The sequence below is a fragment of the Cupriavidus sp. 05T313 genome (assembly GCF_056396665.1).
In genome coordinates this window covers 55,320-72,753 of sequence record NZ_JBFTLX010000035.1, presented here as the reverse complement: position 1 = coordinate 72,753, position 17,434 = coordinate 55,320, and the positions used below count along the sequence as shown (strand labels likewise).

16 protein-coding genes are annotated in these 17,434 nt (G+C 63.2%); 9 read left to right on the top strand and 7 right to left on the bottom strand.

All coding sequences use genetic code 11. The features are described from left to right. A partial coding sequence (locus tag AC1DKD_RS11250) for an arylsulfatase (RefSeq protein ID WP_477143284.1) occupies positions 1-1,781 on the bottom strand: 1,781 nt, incomplete at its 3' end. A gap of 266 nt (positions 1,782-2,047) precedes the next feature. On the opposite strand from AC1DKD_RS11250, the gene AC1DKD_RS11245 reads away from it, so the two are divergent. Next, positions 2,048-2,818 carry an SDR family NAD(P)-dependent oxidoreductase gene (locus AC1DKD_RS11245; RefSeq protein WP_441629498.1) on the top strand — a complete coding sequence of 257 codons (771 nt, stop codon included), beginning with the start codon at positions 2,048-2,050 and terminating at the stop codon, positions 2,816-2,818. A 52-nt stretch (positions 2,819-2,870) separates the two neighbouring features. After that, positions 2,871-3,662 carry a TetR/AcrR family transcriptional regulator gene (locus AC1DKD_RS11240; protein ID WP_441629497.1) on the top strand — a complete coding sequence of 264 codons (792 nt, stop codon included), beginning with the start codon at positions 2,871-2,873 and terminating at the stop codon, positions 3,660-3,662. Positions 3,663-3,873: 211 nt separating this feature from the next. Here the strand turns inward: AC1DKD_RS11240 and dmpG are convergent, their stop codons facing one another. From dmpG to AC1DKD_RS11215, 5 genes are all read right to left on the bottom strand, one after another. Continuing rightward, entirely contained in the window at positions 3,874-4,899 is a 1,026-nt protein-coding gene (dmpG, locus tag AC1DKD_RS11235; RefSeq protein WP_441629496.1) for a 4-hydroxy-2-oxovalerate aldolase, read from the bottom strand. 10 nt (positions 4,900-4,909) lie between these two features. Then, entirely contained in the window at positions 4,910-5,821 is a 912-nt protein-coding gene (locus AC1DKD_RS11230) for an acetaldehyde dehydrogenase (acetylating) (RefSeq protein ID WP_150992279.1), read from the bottom strand. Between the two features lie 35 nt (positions 5,822-5,856). Further along, on the bottom strand, positions 5,857-6,639 hold the full coding sequence (gene dmpE, locus AC1DKD_RS11225; protein WP_441629495.1) for a 2-oxopent-4-enoate hydratase: 783 nt from the start codon (positions 6,637-6,639) through the stop codon (positions 5,857-5,859). A gap of 84 nt (positions 6,640-6,723) precedes the next feature. Beyond that, complete coding sequence (locus AC1DKD_RS11220; RefSeq protein ID WP_441629494.1) at positions 6,724-8,094, bottom strand: DUF1329 domain-containing protein; 1,371 nt, start codon at positions 8,092-8,094, stop codon at positions 6,724-6,726. Between the two features lie 55 nt (positions 8,095-8,149). Further along, positions 8,150-9,712, bottom strand: a complete 1,563-nt coding sequence (locus AC1DKD_RS11215; protein WP_441629493.1) for a DUF1302 domain-containing protein — start codon at positions 9,710-9,712, stop codon at positions 8,150-8,152. A 261-nt stretch (positions 9,713-9,973) separates the two neighbouring features. Here AC1DKD_RS11215 and AC1DKD_RS11210 point away from each other — a divergent pair, with 261 nt between their 5' ends. After that, positions 9,974-10,840 carry an SDR family NAD(P)-dependent oxidoreductase gene (locus AC1DKD_RS11210; RefSeq protein WP_477143283.1) on the top strand — a complete coding sequence of 289 codons (867 nt, stop codon included), beginning with the start codon at positions 9,974-9,976 and terminating at the stop codon, positions 10,838-10,840. 16 nt (positions 10,841-10,856) lie between these two features. Here AC1DKD_RS11210 and AC1DKD_RS11205 read toward each other — a convergent pair whose 3' ends face one another. Further along, positions 10,857-11,633 carry an SDR family oxidoreductase gene (locus tag AC1DKD_RS11205; RefSeq protein WP_441629491.1) on the bottom strand — a complete coding sequence of 259 codons (777 nt, stop codon included), beginning with the start codon at positions 11,631-11,633 and terminating at the stop codon, positions 10,857-10,859. 150 nt (positions 11,634-11,783) lie between these two features. Here AC1DKD_RS11205 and AC1DKD_RS11200 point away from each other — a divergent pair, with 150 nt between their 5' ends. From AC1DKD_RS11200 to ppk2, 6 genes are all read left to right on the top strand, one after another. Further along, positions 11,784-12,632, top strand: a complete 849-nt coding sequence (locus AC1DKD_RS11200; RefSeq protein WP_441629490.1) for an alpha/beta fold hydrolase — start codon at positions 11,784-11,786, stop codon at positions 12,630-12,632. A gap of 94 nt (positions 12,633-12,726) precedes the next feature. Next, positions 12,727-13,128 (top strand): nuclear transport factor 2 family protein, encoded by a 402-nt coding sequence (locus tag AC1DKD_RS11195; RefSeq protein ID WP_441629489.1) that lies wholly within the window; start codon positions 12,727-12,729, stop codon positions 13,126-13,128. An 18-nt stretch (positions 13,129-13,146) separates the two neighbouring features. Beyond that, positions 13,147-13,710, top strand: coding sequence for a TetR/AcrR family transcriptional regulator (locus tag AC1DKD_RS11190; RefSeq protein WP_441629488.1), 564 nt, complete (start codon positions 13,147-13,149; stop codon positions 13,708-13,710). Positions 13,711-13,886: 176 nt separating this feature from the next. Continuing rightward, complete coding sequence (locus AC1DKD_RS11185; RefSeq protein WP_441629487.1) at positions 13,887-14,132, top strand: hypothetical protein; 246 nt, start codon at positions 13,887-13,889, stop codon at positions 14,130-14,132. 569 nt (positions 14,133-14,701) lie between these two features. Further along, positions 14,702-16,624, top strand: a complete 1,923-nt coding sequence (ftsH, locus tag AC1DKD_RS11180) for an ATP-dependent zinc metalloprotease FtsH (RefSeq protein WP_441629486.1) — start codon at positions 14,702-14,704, stop codon at positions 16,622-16,624. Continuing rightward, on the top strand, positions 16,621-17,433 hold the full coding sequence (ppk2, locus tag AC1DKD_RS11175) for a polyphosphate kinase 2 (protein ID WP_477143282.1): 813 nt from the start codon (positions 16,621-16,623) through the stop codon (positions 17,431-17,433). Before ftsH ends, ppk2 begins: the two co-directional genes overlap by 4 nt. The last annotated feature ends 1 nt before the right edge of the window (position 17,434 follow it).

Sequence of the window (17,434 nt, the reverse complement as noted above, 5' to 3'; positions counted from 1 at the left end):
AGGTTGGGGAGAGGCGTGCGGGAGCAGGCCGTGTCCTGCATTGGCAATACTTGATTCTTTGCCGCCTCCGCCAGGAACAGCGCCTGCATCTCCTTGAGTTTCTCCGGCAATTTGGCTGCCAGATCGGTGGACTGGCTGAAGTCCTCATTCAGGTTGAAGAGGGCCCAGGTGTCGTCGGCGAGCCGTTTTCCCTGGCATATGCTTGCCCAGGGGTCTCGGTCCTTGTGCCGRGCCGAGGCCAACCAGCCTTCGTGATAGATCGAACGGTTGCCGAAAACTTCGAAGTACTGCGTGGTGTGCTTCTCCGGTGCGTCCTTGTCAGCGAAGCTATAGATCAGGCTTGTCCCGTCCATCGGACGTTGCTTTACGCCGTTGACATCTGCGGGGGCTTTCAGTCCCGCCGCCTCTAGGATGGTTGGCGCCAGATCGTTCACATGAGAGAACTGCCTGCGCAGACCACCATGATCCCGGATTCGTGCAGGCCAGGAAACCACCATGCCGTTGCGAATTCCGCCCAGGTGCGAAGCAACCGTCTTGGCCCATGGCAGGGGAGAACTCATGGCCCAGGCCCAGCCGGCTGGATACTGCACATAGCTGTTCGGGCCGCCCAGGCTGTCCAGGCGTTTCACCAGATCGGCAGCCGGTTTCTCAGGCATGCCTTGCAAATTGCCCATGTAGCTATCCGCGCCGTGGATGCCGCCTTCAAGGCTGCCCCCGTTGTCGCCCATCACGTAGATAAACAGTGTGTTGTCAAATTGGCCGCTCTCCTTCAATGATTGCACCAGGCGGCCAATTTGCGCGTCGGTATGCGCGAGGAACCCCGCGTAGATTTCCATTAACCGTGCGGCAACCCGTTTCTGGTCTGTACTAAGGCTGTCCCAGGCGGGGAGTTCATCCGGCCGCGGTGTCAGCTTTGTATCCTGAGGCACGACGCCAAGGGATTTTTGTCGGGCCAGGATTTCTAGCCGCATATCGTCCCAGCCCTTGTCAAACCTGCCACGGTACTTCTCGATCCATGCCTTGGGTGCCTGGAGCGGAGCGTGGGTGCCGCCCGGGGCGAAGTACACGAAGAACGGCTTGTCAGGTGCGATCGAGTGTTGCGCGCGCATCCAGTTGACGGCGCGTGTCGACAGATCTTCGTTCAGGGTGTAGTCCTTCGAGGCCGTCTTTAGCACTGGCGTGGTGCCATCGTATAGCGAAGGATTGAACTGATCGGTTTCGGCGCCGATAAACCCATAGAATTTTTCAAAGCCCTGGCCGGTCGGCCAGCGGTCAAAAGGACCGATCTGCGACGCTTCCCAATCCGGTGTCAGATGCCACTTGCCAAAGGCCGCAGTGCTATAGCCCTGTTGACGCAACAGTTCGGCAATTGTGGCGGAGTCCTTTTGCAGCATCCCCCGGTAACCCGGATAACTGCTTGGCGAGTTCAGCACTGCGCCGACACCTGCTGCGTGTGGATTGCGGCCTGTGAGTAGCGAGGCGCGTGTCGGCGAACACACTGCAGTGGTATGAAACCGGTTATACCGCAAGCCCGCACTGGCCAGGCCATCCATCGCAGGTGTCGTGACCGGTCCGCCGAAGGTGCCGGCCGCACCGAAACCTACATCGTCCAGCAAGACCACTACCACATTTGGCGCACCGACCGGCGCGCGCAGCAGCTGCACTACCGGCGGTGTATCGCCAGGCTGCACCTCGTTGCTGGCGGCCCAGCCGAAGCCGGTCGCGGCGCAACTCAGGGCCAGGCACAACGCCGTGGCCAAACGCTTGCGTAGTCTGTTCATGATGGTCTCTCGCGTCTCCTGTTGTTTTCGTTCTGACCGATGCTTATTGCGCTTTCGCGTGGGCGTGTGCCAGAATGTCTAAGCATTCGATTGAATCAAATGTTCGAATGGAATGTAGCAAGCGCCATGGATCGTCGTCAAGACAATATTTCACCGGCGACCGCTATCGGTTGCACGCTGCCCGGAGCCTGTCGTAGCCTTGCGCACAGGCGTCCTCGTTGCCAGGTTCATTCGATCACTCAAACCATCTTGACAGGAGACCTCAAATGAAATCGTTACTCGCGTCGCCCAATACAGCCGTGATCGTCACTGGTGGGGCTTCAGGGCTCGGGCTTGCCTCGGCGCGCGCACTAGCCGCCGTAGGTCGCGATGTCGCGCTGTGGGACATCCAGGCTGAGAAGGCGCAAAGCCGGGCAGCGGAGATTGCCAAGGAATTTGGCGTTGCGGCACTCGGCGTTGGCGTCGACCTGTGCGATCCCGGCGCGCTGCGGACTGCGCTGAGCGCAACCCGCGCGGCATTGCCCAGAATTGGTGGCTTGCTCCATGCTGCGGGTACGGTCGATACCGAGTCGCTCGAGGGCATCACTCCGGAAAAATGGGATGCTGGCATCAATGTCCACCTCCGCTCATTCGCACTCCTGGTGCAGGCGCTGTTGCCGGATCTCCGCGCCAATCCGGGCTCTGCGGTGGTCGGCATTGCGTCAATCAACGCTACCCTGGGCAATCATATCAACCCCATCTACAGCGCAGCGAAAGGCGGCATGTTGTCACTGATCCGGTCGCTGGCGGACGGCCTTGGGCGCGATAACATCCGTATCAACGCGATTTCCCCGGGCCAGATCCTGACGCCAATGCTCCAGCCCGCCGTGGACAGTTTGCCGGCAGGCACCTTCGAGCGCCGTATTCTCCTCGGCCGACTGGGTCAACCGGAGGAAATTGGCCGTGTTGCGCGCTTCCTTTTGTCGGACGAGGCGAGTTACATTACTGCCGCGGAGATTGTTGTTGATGGCGGCAACATCTCATCGCAGCGTATGTGAGTCGGCAGTAGTGCCGAACRCATAGCCGGGCGCGACAGGGCATTGAGCCGCATTGCTGCCCAATGCCCTGTCGCACTGTCTCAACGACCGCACGGAATATGGGGTTATTGGCGTCATTGGCCAATTGCCTCAGAGGGGGAGGCGGCACCCGTCCTATCTGTATTCGATGACATTACCCACTGTAAAAGGCGAGGCCCGGGAACGCATTCTGCTGGCGGCCGAAGAACTGATGGCCAAGTACGGCGTGGACGGCGTATCTGCGCGCAGCATCAACGCGGCGGCCGGCGTTAGCGCCGGTATTCTCCACTATCACTTCGGCGGCCTGGATAAGGTAGTGGACGCGCTGCTGGAGCGCCATATGATGCCGTTGATGGCGCAACGCCGTGCCATGTACGATTCCCTTCAGGCGCAGCCACAGGTCACGCTCCGCGCCGTCGTGGAAATACTTGTCATCCCGCTTGCCAGGAAGATCATTGAAGAAGGCAGCGCGGGTGCGCGCTATGTTCAATTCCTGGCGCGCCTCCATACGGACCGCAACCCGAAGATCGCCCGGATATTCGAGCAGTCGTTTGGGGAGAATTCCTCCGCCTTGATTGCAATGCTTCAGCGCATCCTGCCCGAAATTCCTATGCGAGTGCTCGGGCTGCGGCTGATCGTCTGTTCCCATGCGATGCTCCAGAGTCTCGCCGACATATCCGCTCGTCCCCAATTGCCGATAGCTCCGGGGAACGCTTCGCGGGAACAGGTACTGTGGGACCACGTGGAGATTCTGATCGAGTTTCTTTGTGGCGGGATGGCGGCTCCAACCAACTTGCACAGTCGATTCGGCGACTGCGAGACATAGAACGGGCGAACTGTTCGATAGCCTGTCGGCGGCGCAAGGATTGTGGGTTCGGCGACTAGGGAAATGGCGTAGCCAACGCAGGGCATCCTGCCTTACGAGTTAAGGCGGCACGCAGGGTTCCGTCCGACATGGCAGGCAACGGCGGCGGCGGCCAAATACGGTAGTACCGTATGCGAGCGTGCCGCCGGCAAGGGCGTGCGTTTCAGACTGGTCAGCCTAATGGCAGGCCGCGCGAGCGTGCCAAGGTCATTGCGGTGTCTTCAATCATGTCTTCCTGACCTCCGACCAGCCGTTGACGCCCCAGCTCGACCAGGATCTCGCGCGCCGGAATGCCGTACTTGGCCTGGGCGCGCTTGGCGAACAGCAGGAAGGACGAGTACACGCCGGCGTAGCCCAGCGTAAGCGCATCGCGGTCGATGCGGATCGGCTGGTCCATGATGGGTACCACCAGGTCTTCGGCGACGTCGGCGATGCGGAACACGTCCACGCCGGTCTCGATGCCCATGCGCTCGCAGACCGCCACGAAGACTTCCATCGGCGTATTGCCGGCGCCGGCGCCCAGCCCGGCGGCTGCCGCGTCGATGCGCGTGGCGCCGCAGGCCACGGCCGCCAGCGAGTTGGCAATCCCCATGGCCAGGTTGTGGTGGCCGTGGAAGCCCAGTTCGGTTTCCGGCTTGAGCGCCTGGCGCACGGCCGTCAGCTTGGCGGTGACGTCGTGCGGCAGCATATGCCCCGCCGAATCGGTAATGTAGAGGCAGTTTGCGCCATAGGACTCCATCAGCAGCGCCTGTTCCACCAGCGTCGCTTCCGGCGCCATGTGCGCCATCATCAGGAAGCCCACAGTGTCCATGCCGAGCTTGCGCGCCATGCCGATATGCTGCTCGGAGACATCGGCCTCGGTGCAGTGAGTGGCTACGCGGATGGTGTGCACGCCCAGTTCATGCGCCATGCGCAGGTGGTCGATGGTGCCGATGCCGGGCAGCAGCAGGGCGGAGACCTTGGCTTGCTTCAGTTCGCCCAGCACGGCTTGCAGGTATTCCTCGTCGCTATGCGCGGGAAAGCCGTAGTTGACCGAGGCGCCCCCCAGGCCGTCGCCATGGGTCACTTCGATCAGCGGCACGCCGGCGTCGTCCAGCCCGCGGGCGATCGTCTTCATCTGGTCGAGCGAGATCTGGTGGCGCTTCGGGTGCATGCCGTCGCGCAGGGTCATGTCGTGCACGGTAATGCGTTGGTTCATATCGGGCTCCTTATGCGGTAGTGGCCACGGCGGGCAGCGCGCCGCGCAGCATGGCGGCGCCGATGCGCTCGGCGGTGCGCGCGGCGGCGGCGGTCATGATGTCGAGATTGCCGGCGTACTTGGGCAGGTAGTCGCCCAGGCCCTCGACTTCCATGAAGATGGAGACGCGCTTGCCGTCGAAGACAGGGCCGTTCTTGAGCGTGTAGCCGGGCACGTATTGCCGCACCTCGGCAATCATGTCGTGGACCGACGCCGTGATGGCTTCCACGTCCGGCTCGTCCTCGGTCAGGCAGTGGATGGTGTCGCGCATGATGAGCGGAGGCTCGGCCGGGTTGATGACGATGATGGCCTTGCCCTGCCGCGCGCCGCCCACCTGTTCGATGGCGCCTGCGGTGGTGCGGGTGAACTCGTCGATGTTCCGACGCGTGCCGGGCCCGACCGAGCGCGAGGAAACGGTGGCGACGATCTCACCATAGGCCACCGCCTGCACGCGCGACACGGCGTACACCATGGGAATGGTGGCCTGCCCGCCGCAGGTGACCATATTGACGTTCATCGCATTGCTGCCGAGATGTTCGTCCAGGTTGACCGGCGGCACGCAGAAGGGCCCGATGGCCGCCGGCGTGAGGTCGATCACGCGCACGCCGCGCGCGGTGAGCTGGTCGGAGTGCTGGCGGTGCACGTAGGCCGAGGTCGCATCGAAAGCGATGCGGATGTCGTCTGCGGCCAGGTGCGGCAGCAGGCCGTCGAGGCCCTGGTCGGTTGTCTTCAGGCCCAGTTCGCGGGCCCGGGCGAGGCCATCCGAATTCGGGTCGACGCCAACCATCCAGACGGGTTCCAGGACGGTGCTGCGGCGCAGCTTGTAAAGCAGGTCAGTGCCAATATTGCCGGGGCCGATCAGGGCGCACTTGATTTTTGCCATGGGGCTTCTTGCCTGGTTTGGAGTTGTGGGTGAGTTCAGACGAATTCGGTGCTGCACGTGCCGATCCCGTCGATGCGCAGTCGCAGGCGGTCTCCGGCAGCGACCGGAATCAGCGCCGCAAGGGAGCCGGAAAGAATGGTCTCGCCGGCAAGCAGTGGAATGCCGAGTTCGCCGAGCGTGTTGGCCAACCAGGCCACCGCCTCGGCGGGATGACCGAGGGCGGCGCTGCCCTGGCCTGTAGCGACAACGGCGCCGTTTTTTTCAAGCGCCATGGTGCAGGCGGCAAGGTCGAGGCCGGCCGGGCTCACGCGCTCCTCGCCAAGCACGTAGACCCCACAAGAGGCGTTGTCGGCCACCGTGTCCTGAATACGGATGCGCCAGTCGGTGATGCGTGAGTCTACGATCTCGAAGCAGGCCGAGACCGCCTCGGTGGCGGCCAGCACATCCGCGCGGGTCACACCGGGGCCGCGCAGGTCTCGTTTGAGGAAGAAGGCAATCTCGCCTTCGGCGCGTGGCTGGATCAGCGTGTTTGCGGCAATGGCCTTGCCGTCCGGGTATTCCATGCTGGCCAGCAGCATGCCGAAGTCGGGCTGGTGCACGTCCAGCATCTGCTGCACGGGCAAACTGGTAACGCCGATTTTCTTGCCGGTGACGCGGTCGCCTTGCGCCAGCCGCCGTGCAACGAAATGCTGCTGGATGTGATAGGCGTCGCGCACCGTGAGCGGGTGGCCACGTCCGCTCAATGGGGCGACTGGTACGCGGGCGGTCAGGGCTCGATGAAGGTCATCGCCGAATGCGGCGATCAGTTCGGGATCCATGGTCAGACTCGATGTCAGGCGGGGCAATGCGATGAAATTCGCCCCCTTGGCCTTTGCGGGAAGGGGGCGATTGAAGGCGTGCGGTCAGTGACCGGCACCTCGCGCCGCGTCGGGCGAGAAGTAGGTCTCGTTGAACTCGGGGCTGTTGTTGAGCACCGGCATCGGCCCCTCGTTGGTCAGGCGGTCGGCGAGATAGGCACCCGAAATCAAGTCATGATATGTGGTTGTGGTCGGGTAGAGGTTTCGTGCGTCATAGGCATAGACGGTTGCCGCCAGGTTGGTTCGCCACAGCTGGCCGCGCGCATCATAGTTGTCGGCGGCGAGAGCGGTCCAGCTGTCCTCGTCCAGGTAAAGCACCCGCTTGGCGTACTGATGCCGGAAGCCCTCCTTGAGGGTGGCTTCCAGGACCCATACGCGATGCATTTCATAGCGCATATAGTCCGGGTTGAGGTGGCCTTTGCCCAGGATGTCCTGGTACTTGGCCGGGCTCATCAGCTTGTAGTTGTTGTACGGCACATAGATTTGCTTCTTGCCGACAATCTTCCAGTTGTAGCGTTCACCCGAGCCGTTGAACAGGCGGTCGTCGTCGAGGGTGCGGATTCCGCCTGCGCCGGAGGGCTGATCGAAGCCAAATTCCGGGGCCTGCCGTACGCGCCGCGTACCGGGGTTGTACTGCCACGCGCGGCGGGTATCGGAGCCTTCCTTGTCATAAAATTCGTGGCCGACAGACAGCATGCCCCGGTCGCGCAGGGGCAGATCGGTCGCGGTGCGGAAAAAGCCCCTGGTGTCGCTCTTGAGGTCGAAGTTGGCGCCATTCCGCGGCGATAGGATCGAATAACGCACACGGCCCCAGGCAATGTTGCCGTCGCCGTATACGGCTGCCTGGTCGTAGGTGGCGGATTCGGTATTCATCGACGGGGAGTAGCGCAGGTTCCACATCAGTTCGAGGCCGCTCTTCGGGATCGGGAAGGGGACGATAGGGGGGGCGTCCTTCAATCCGTTACCGTCGGCCGTCATTCTGGTGCCGGGCGCGTAGGTGCGGATGTTCTTGTAGGTCGCATCGTTGTAGCGGAAGTCGCGATGGGTCGGATATACCGGCATCTTGAAGGTATCCGGATACTTCTTGAACAGTGCCTTCTCGCCGTCGGTCAAGTGATCGGCGTACTTATCCATGTTCTGCGCGGTGATCACCACGACCGGCTTTTCGCTGGCGTAAGGGTCGGGGTAGCGGTCTCCCCGCTTCCACTGCACTCCGGGGGGGGCGCCCAGCCATTTCCCGCCCCAGGCGGGGATCTGCCCGTCCTTGCTGGCGGCGCGCTCGGCGCCCATCGGGGTCAGGTCGCCATCGAGTTGCTTGAGTTCGTCCGGCGTCACCGAGGCGTACGAGGCTGCCGCCAGCAGCATGCTGCTGGCCAGCAACGTGCTACGGATCAAAAGATTTTTATGCTGTCGCATCACAGTCTCACTCCTTTAGATAAATCTGGCAATTGCGCGTGATATCGCTGCCAGGTCAAAACGAATACTTCGCATTGAATGCCACATAGTCGCGGTCGGCCAACGGTCGATTAACAATGTTCGCCTTGCCCAGGAACATCGCGTAAGTCAGGTTCAGTTCGAGGTTGTTCAAATATCTGAAAGTCACGCCGACGCTCGCGCGGCGGTCACCATATCCGGTCAGTGAACCGAAGCCGCCGGCCACTGCCGACTTTCCGCTGAATTCGTGCGCATACGTCAGCGGCACCGTCATGTCCCAGCCGTTAAAGATGTTGAGATAGGAGAGCGACCAGCCAAGCTGCAGGGCCGCCGAGTTCCTGGTGTTGGTGAGTGTGCTGAAGCCATTGACCGGCGTGACGCTGAGCACATGCAGGTAGGCGATTTCGCCCACCAGGCTCTGGGAGCTGGCGAGGAATGTCGGTCCGATGGAGTAAATGGCCGACATCTGGCCCTGGACGGCCTTGCCCGGTGTTGCGGTGGCGGCACCGTTGACATTCACCAGGATTGGCACGCCGTCTTTGTAGCTGACTTCGCCCGCCACGTTGGCGCCGAGAAATTGCGTTGAGAAGCTCGCGCCGGTCAGATTGATGCCGCTGAAGAACTTCTGCTGGTACTGCAGCGTCGGGAACAGGGTTGTCACGACATTCGGATTTTTGTCGTGGTAGCGCAATTGGTACAAGCCAAACTCGGCGTCGAACGCGCGAAAGCGAGTACCTACGCCCCACTGGCCGGAGTTTGGTGGGTTGATATCCGAACCGCGCGGGATGTGTCTGCCACCGGGGCCGATGATGAATTCGGCACCCGGCCCAACGACGTCGGAGGTACTGAAGTAGGCGCCAGCGGGGTTGAGTTGGTTGGACTTGTAGGTGAACTGGTAATAGCCAAGCAGGCTGAAATTGGGATTCGCTTCCCACTGCAACGAAGCCTGTGGCACCGGCAGCAGGATGTCCTTGACTTCGGCCCCCGGCACAAACGACTTGGTGGCGTCCGCCGGCCCCTGCGCTCCGGCGATGTTGGGGAAGAACAGACTCTCGCCCCATGCCACTACCTGATTGCCGAGCTTGACGCTCAAACGCGTGCTGTCGATGTTGAAGGTGCCATAAGCGTAGGCATCCAGCAACTGGGCCCGCTGGCCGTTGTAGTAGCGCGCGGAATCCGTAAACTCATTGAAGGGGCCGGAGTGGTTGACGGTGGCGGGCGCATCGTTGGAATTGGAAGTGCGATAGGCCCGGTCGTAGAACGCACTGCCGCGCAGGAAGGCACCAAACTCGCCGCGCTGGAGGTTGGCCTCGCCCAGCACGGTGGCACGGTTGGCGGTCATGTCGCCGCGCTTGAAGTTGCGGTCGCCGTCGTCGCCGTTGATATTGGCGGGTGCCAGCAGCGCACCGCTTTGTCCCTGCACCCGCACGGCCGCGGCATAGGTGGTGTTGAAGGAATAGCTAAGCGACGTATCGTTGCCGAGATCGATGGTGTTGCCGGCCCAGGCGGACGGCGTGATCGCCGCGGCGATGGCCGAAACGATGGCGGCTGGCCGTAGCCTGCGTGTGCGATGTGGTGAACCCGTTTGTGACACTTGCACTTGTCTCCCCCTATGGTGTTGGTGATGCATTGACCGAGCACGTCTTGTGGCTTCTTCTTTGATGAGAAGCGTAATGAGCGACGGTGGGCGCGGAATCGTCAGAACGGACTAGACGGTTTCCCCTATGCGATGGCGAACGGCCGCACTCGCAGGCACGCCGCTAGTCCGAACGGAGGATGAAGCGCGGCGGCATGCGCGATAGCGTCGGGCATCGCCCCGCGCGGTGAGGTCGCGGCGCGGGAATCACTGAGGAGGAATGCGATGCGCAGTGCAAAGGAATCCATCGTTGCGGTAGTCACGGGCGGCTCGCGTGGCGCGGGCAAGGGCATCGCGCTGGCGCTGGCGCAAGCTGGCGCGACGGTGTACGTCACCGGGCGCACCGAGCGCGACGGCGAGGCGCCGTTGCCCGGCACCATCCACGAGACCGCGCGCGAGATCGATGCGCGCGGCGGCAAGGGCATCGCGGTGGCCTGCGACCATCGCGACGATGCGCAGGTGCGCAGGCTGTTCGAGCAGGTGGGCGACGAATCGGGGCGGCTGGATATCCTGGTGAACAACGCCACCTTCCTGCATGACGAACTGATCGAGCCGGGCGGCTTCTGGGAGAAGCCGCTGGCCCTGGTGGACATCCTCGACGTGGGCCTGCGCTCGGCCTATGTGGCGAGCTGGCATGCGGCGCCCATGATGGTGGCTGGCGGGCGCGGCTTGATGGCGTTCACGTCGTCTTTCGGCGCGAGCTGCTATATGCACGGTCCGGCCTATGGCGCGCAGAAGACCGGCGTGGACAAGTTCGCCAAGGACATGGCGGTTGACCTGCGCCCGTACGGCGTGGCGGCGGTATCGGTCTGGATGGGCCMGCTGCGCACCGAGCGCACCATGCGGGTCTGGGAGCGCGAGCCCGACAAATACGCCGCCTTTGCGCCAAGCGCGGAAAGCCCGGAATTCACCGGCAAGGTCATACTCGCCTTGCATGGCGACGCCGCCGTCATGGAGAAATCCGGCCAGGTGCTGATCAGCGCCGAGATTGCGCAGGAGTACGGCATATGCGATATCGACGGCAAGCAGCCCGTTTCCTATCGCTCGGTGCTGGGCGGGCCGGTGCAGGCGCATCCGGCCAAGGTCGAGTAGGCGCGCACCGGGCGGCTCAGCTGGCCTGGTGGACTGCCGCGTCGAGGAAGGCCGGACGCTCGCCGCCACCGTCGATGACCAGGTTGGCGCCCGATACGTAGGCGGCATGCGGCGAGGCCAGGAAGAGGCAGGCGTCGGCAATGTCGCGCGGAGCGGCAAGGCGTCCGAGCGGCACGGTATCGGCCACCCGCTGGAGCGTGGCCGGATCGCCGTAGTGTTGCTGCTGCGCGGCCTCGGTCAGCACCAGGCCCGGACTGACGGCCGTGACCCGCACGCGTGGGGCCCATTCCACCGCCAGCGAGCGGACTGCGTTCAGGATGCCCGCCTTGGCCGCGCCGTAGGCGGCGGTGCCGGGGGAGGGCCGCAGCGCGCTGACGCTGCCGATGAAGATCTGCGCGCCGCCGCTGGCCTGGGCCTGCATGCGCGCGTTGGCGCGCTGCGCCAGTTGCAGCGGCGCCACCAGGTTCAGGCGGATGATCGATTCCATCAGGCGCGGCGAGGCGTCCGCGGCGAGCGCGAAGGGTGCGCCGCCGGCATTGTGGATCACGACATCGAGCGAGCCGGCGCTGTCGACGATCCGGGTCAGCAGGGCCTCTACCTGCTCGGTGTCGCGGATGTCGGCTGCCATGAATTCCGCCTGGCGGTGCTGCGTCCCGCCATGCGCCGGCGGCGTGCGCCCGCAGGTGAACACGCGGGCACCTGCCGCGAGGAAACCTTCGGCAATGGCGCGGCCAATGCCGCGCGCGCCACCTGTCACCAACACCGTCTTCCCGCTGAAGTCGATTCCCGTCATCTCTGTTTTCCCTTGATCTCGTTGCCTTGCTGGTCAGTGCGATCTTAGGGAAATCCACGGGACGCTTCGTAGTCTGAAAGGACGATGCCTGCCCCGTGGCGCATGCGCATGATTGGCCGGGTTCGTCATGACAACAGCGGAGACACCGACATGTCCAGTACGTCGCCTGCACCATTTCCGGCCGGCCAAACCATCACCACGCCAGACGGCCTGCGCCTGCACTGCCTCGATGCAGGCGCCGGCGAACCCGTGGTGTTCATCCACGGCAGCGGCCCGGGCGCCAGCGGCCACAGCAACTTCAAGCACAACGTGCCAGCTTTTACCGCGGCCGGCTTCCGCGCCGTGGTGGTCGACCTGCCGGGCTACGGGCAGTCGTCGAAGCCGGCGGATGTGGAATACACGCTGGACTTCTTCGTCGCCGCGCTGCGCGCGCAATTGCTGGCGCTGGCACTGCCGCGCTGCGTACTGGTGGGCAACTCGCTGGGCGGCGCCATCGCGCTGAAGTACGCGCTGGACTACCCGGAACATGTCAGCCGCCTGGTGATGATGGCGCCGGGTGGCGTCGAAGACCGCGAGACCTATTTCCGCATGGAAGGCATCGAGAAGATGGTGTCGCTGTTCACCGGCGGGCAAATGAACCATGACACCATGCGCCAGCTGCTGAAGTTGCTGGTGCATGACGCCACGCTGGTCACCGATGCGCTGGTGGACGAGCGCATGGCCGTCTGCAAGGAGCAGCCGCGCGAGGTGCTGGCCACCATGAAGGTGCCCAACCTGACTGAACGCCTGGGTGAGATCGCGTGCCCCGTGCTCGGTTTCTGGGGCACGGAAGACCGCTTCAACCCGGCAGGCGGCGCTCTCAAGTTCCTGCAGGGTTGCCGCGATGCGCGCTTCGTGCTGATCAATCGCTGCGGCCACTGGGTGATGGTCGAGCACAGCGATTACTTCAACCGCGAATGCCTGGGCTTCCTCGCGGACACGGGCGAAGCCGCCGTTTAGCGTGGCTGTCCGGCCGGCGCGCCGGCAGCGCAAGGTAAATAAACGCATGAGACAACATGGAATACCCGTTCAACCTGTTCCAGCGAGGAATGGAATGACCATCGACATGACCATGGCCGCGAACAAGAGCGCCGGCATGAAGGCCACCTTGCTCGATTACGTGGCCGCTTTCAATGCGGCGGACGCCGGGCGCGTGGCGGCGCTGTTTGCCGACGACGCGACCGTCGAGGACCCCGTTGGCGGCCCGGTGATAGCCGGGCGGGACAGCATCCTCGCCTTCTACCGGTACGCGACGTCGCTCGATGCGCGCCTGGAAGTGGTGGCGGCGCCCCGGGGTTCGCACGGCAATGCGGCGGCCTTGTGTTTCGCGGTGTACGTGCAGATGCAGGGGCAGCCGGTACGCATCGACGTGACCGATGTGATGACCTTTGGTGCAGACGGGCGCATTACAGGCATGCGCGCCTTCTGGGGGCCGGATGACGTGCATCCGCAGTAAGGCGTGTGCCGCGCGGCCATGGTGAGACGTCGGGCGTGTGATGCGGCCGTCACGAGAGAGCGCATCCTCGCCAGCGCTGAGCGGCTGTTCGAACGCCAGGGCGTGCAATGCGTCACGCTGGAACAGGTGGCCGGTGCAATCGCCATGACACGCGGTGCGGTCTACGGGCACTTCCGTAGCCGCGCCGACCTGCTGGCAGCCATCATGGGGCGGGCGGAGGCGCATCTGGCCGGCTGGCTCGCAGCCTTCGCCGGTAACGGCGGGGGCCTGGCCCGTCCGGATCTGGAGCGCGTGCTTGCGACGATGTTGCAGGACGAGGCAGTGCCGCGCTATGCGGGCATCGTCCTCGGCTTGCTGCACCACGCTTGCACGCCTGCGTGCGAGCTATGCCACCTGACAGTCCGCATCCGTGCCCGTGCCAAGGTGCTGTGCGACGACCTTGGCAGGCTGCTGGGCGAGCAAGACAAGGCCATGCTGCTGGCGGCGCATCTCTGGGGCCTGCTATGCGCCCGTTCGCTGCGACTGGCGCCGGTAGACCTGGCGGAATGCGTCGGGCCGCTGCTGCGGCTCTATGGGGACTAGCTGGCGCTTCGCCTGCTTCCCGGCGCACGCACGGGCGTACGGGATTGCCCCTAGTCTGCCTGGACGAGGAAGTTATTCGTTCCAGTGGCTACCTTTGGGGCATCAGACCGTGCCAGCCCCGGCGATGCAGGAGCAGGGCAGAAGGGAAAGAAGATACAAGCAGGGAGGAGACTGTCGTGAAAGCTGGAAATCGCATCGGATGTTTGTTGGGCGCCGCCGCAGTGCTGGTGCTTGGCTTCGCTGCCGGCCTGATCACGGCAGCGGCTCCCGCCAGGGAGGACGGCACGAACGAACGCGCATCCGCCGCCGCGACGGATATCCGGGTGGCGGTGGATGCCGTGCCGACTGACTGTGACTATGCCTGCTGGCAGAACCGGGGCGTCTCGGCCGTGACGCTACTGGGTAATTGGCCGCCTCGGTAGCCACCTGGTCCTGTCAGGGAACATGGCGGGATCTTCTCCGGGTGCCGGCATCGGCCGGTCATGCCGGTCCAGCCTCTGTTCCATCATCATCGGCATCAGGCCCATGTTGTCCTCGATGAGGTTCATGCGCTGGTCCTGACTCATGCGGGGACCGCCGGCCCCGCACCCCTTGCCGCCGAACATCCCCCCTGCCGTCCATCCTATCCATCATCATGGACCGTCCATGCCGTGCATGCCCTGCATGCGCTCCGCCATCGGGCGTCGCCGCCCGGGCGCGGTACCTCGACCTGGCACAACGAATCGTTCCTTCTTGATTGGCATCAATCTCTTGGCGCCGGCTACGCACACACTAGATAGAGGCGTAGTGATGCCTGGCGCGGCTGCGAGTGCTTGAATCGGTACGTCGGGGTGGCGGAGTGCCAGGCAATTCGGGTGCCCATCCTGTTGGCGGCCCGGTTCTTGCGGCACGGTCACTCTTTTGCATGGCTGCACAGCACACTGTCGGACGAGGCTGGTCAGAGAATGAGGAAACCGTGAACCGATGCCAACTCACGAGGTGATGAATGCCCATGGAACCGCGACAACAGCAATTCTCCCTGTGGTACGTCCTCCTGGCGATGATGATGATGCTTGTCATCCAGAGTTATGTTGCCTCCGCGCATGTCGACAATCTCTCCTATAGCGATTTCAAGGTCCTGCTCAAGGCTGGCAAGCTCAGCGATGTCGTGATCGCGGATGACGTGGTCACCGGCACCCTCAATACGCAGGGACTGGAAGGCCTGTTGCCCAAAACGGAGGTGGATGCGCTGCTGGGCCAGGGGAAGGGCGATCATCAGTTCGCCACTGTCCGGGTCAATGACCCCAATCTGGTCCAGGACCTCGAAGCCGCCAAGGTGCGCTTCCTGGGGAAGGTCGACAACAAGTGGATTGCCACACTGCTGTCCTGGGTCGTGCCCGCGCTGCTGTTCTTTGCGTTCTGGAGCTTTATGATCAAGCGCATGGGTGGCGCGGCTGGCGGGATGATGGAGATCGGCAAGAGCAAGGCCAAGGTCTATATGCAGAAGGAGACCGGTGTCACCTTTGCCGACGTTGCCGGCATCGACGAGGCCAAGGCGGAACTGATGGAAATCGTGGAGTTCCTCAGGAGTCCCGAGCGCTACCGGCGCCTTGGTGGAAAGATCCCCAAAGGGGTGTTGTTGCTTGGCGCGCCGGGGACTGGCAAGACGCTTCTCGCCAAGGCAGTCGCAGGGGAAGCAGCGGTGCCTTTTTTCAGCATGAGTGGCTCCGGCTTCGTCGAGATGTTTGTCGGCGTGGGCGCTGCACGGGTGCGCGACCTCTTTATGCAGGCTGAGCAGAAGGCGCCCTGCATTATCTTCATCGACGAGCTGGATGCCCTTGGCAAGACGCGCGGCTTCAACGCCGTCGGCGGTCAGGACGAGCGGGAGCAGACCCTGAATCAACTGCTGGTGGAGATGGACGGGTTCGATACCAATAAGGGGGTCATCATCATGGCTGCCACCAATCGTCCCGAGATTCTCGATCCCGCGCTGCTGCGACCCGGGCGATTCGACCGTCATGTTGCGCTGGACCGTCCGGACCTGAAAGGGCGAGAGCAGATTCTCAGGGTGCATGCCAGGAACGTGACCCTGGCCCCCACCGTGGATCTCGCCAGGCTGGCCGGGCGTACGCCGGGATTTGCCGGCGCGGATCTGGCTAACCTGGTCAATGAAGCGGCGCTGCTGGCGGCCCGCAAAGGCAAGGATGCCGTCGAGGTGGGAGATTTTGACGAGGCATTAGACCGGATCGTCGGTGGACTGGAGAAGAAGAACCGCGTCATGAATCCCCGGGAGAAGGAAACCATCGCGTTTCACGAAGCGGGTCACGCGCTGGTTGCGGAACATCGCCCCAATGCCGACCGGGTCTCGAAGATCTCCATTATTCCGCGTGGCGTCGCGGCGCTGGGTTATACGCAGCAGACACCGACCGAGGATAGATATCTTCTCAAGAAAAGCGAGTTGCTCGACCGGCTCGACGTATTGCTGGGCGGGCGCGTTGCCGAACAGATCATTTTTTCCGATGTTTCCACCGGCGCGCAGAATGACTTGCAGCGCGCCACCGACATCGCCCGGCAGATGATTACCCAATACGGCATGAGCGAGCAACTCGGGCTGGCTACCTACGAGGCCATGCCCAATCCCATGTTCGCGGGCGCCGCCATGCTCCCGCACGATCGAAAAGAGTACAGCGAGCGCACGGCGCAAATGATCGACGACGAGGTCAGGCAATTGCTGAAGGAGGCGAGCCTGCGCGTGCAGCAAACCTTGCTGGAGCATCGGGAGACGCTGAAAGGACTGGCGAAACTGCTGCTCAAGAAGGAAGTTGTGGATCGCGCAACGCTGGATCAGTTGCTGTCGGGTAAGGCGCTGGTGCCGGAGAGCGCCCAGCCTGGCGAAATGCCGGGCAGCGGACGGCCGGTAGGAGCGGAATCATGAGTAAGAGGCGGCATGGATATCTGTCGGGAGACGAGAACGGCGTCCCGTCGCACGATGGGCACGATGGCTATGAGGAAGATCTACGCCTGCTGCAGATAGAGTTGGTGAAGCTGCAGAAACACTTCATTGGTTGCCAGGACAAGATCCTGGTGATCCTTGAAGGCCGCGACGCAGCCGGCAAGGATGGCACCATCAAGCGCATCGTCGAGTATCTCAGCCCGCGCGAGACACGGGTGGTGGCGCTGGGAAGACCCTCCGACCGGGACCGTGGTTCGTGGTACTTCCAACGCTATGTGGCGTACCTGCCGGCTGCCGGGGAATTCGCGCTGTTCAATCGTAGCTGGTACAACCGCGCGGGCGTTGAACACGTCATGGGTTTTTGTACCGACGCAGAGCGTGAGGAGTTCATGTCGAGCGTCACGGAGTTTGAAAGCATGCTGGTTCGCTCGGGAATCCGCTTGATCAAGTACTACCTCGATATCAGCAAGGAGGAACAGAGGAAGCGCCTTGCGGAGCGGCGGCGCGATCCGCTGAAGCAATGGAAGGTCAGCCCGATCGACCAGCAGGCGGTGCGCTTGTGGAAGAAATACAGCGAGGCCCGCAACGAGATGTTTGCTCGCACGAGCGCCGCGGTGCCATGGACCGTGGTGCGCGCCGACGATAAGCGCCTGGCGCGCCTTAACCTGATCAAGGACTTGCTGACGCGCCTGCACTATGYCGACAAGGACGACATGCTGATACGCCCCAGTCGGGAGGTCGTATTCACCTATGACGCGCCATGTCTGGAGAACGGTGCTATCGCGGCTTGAT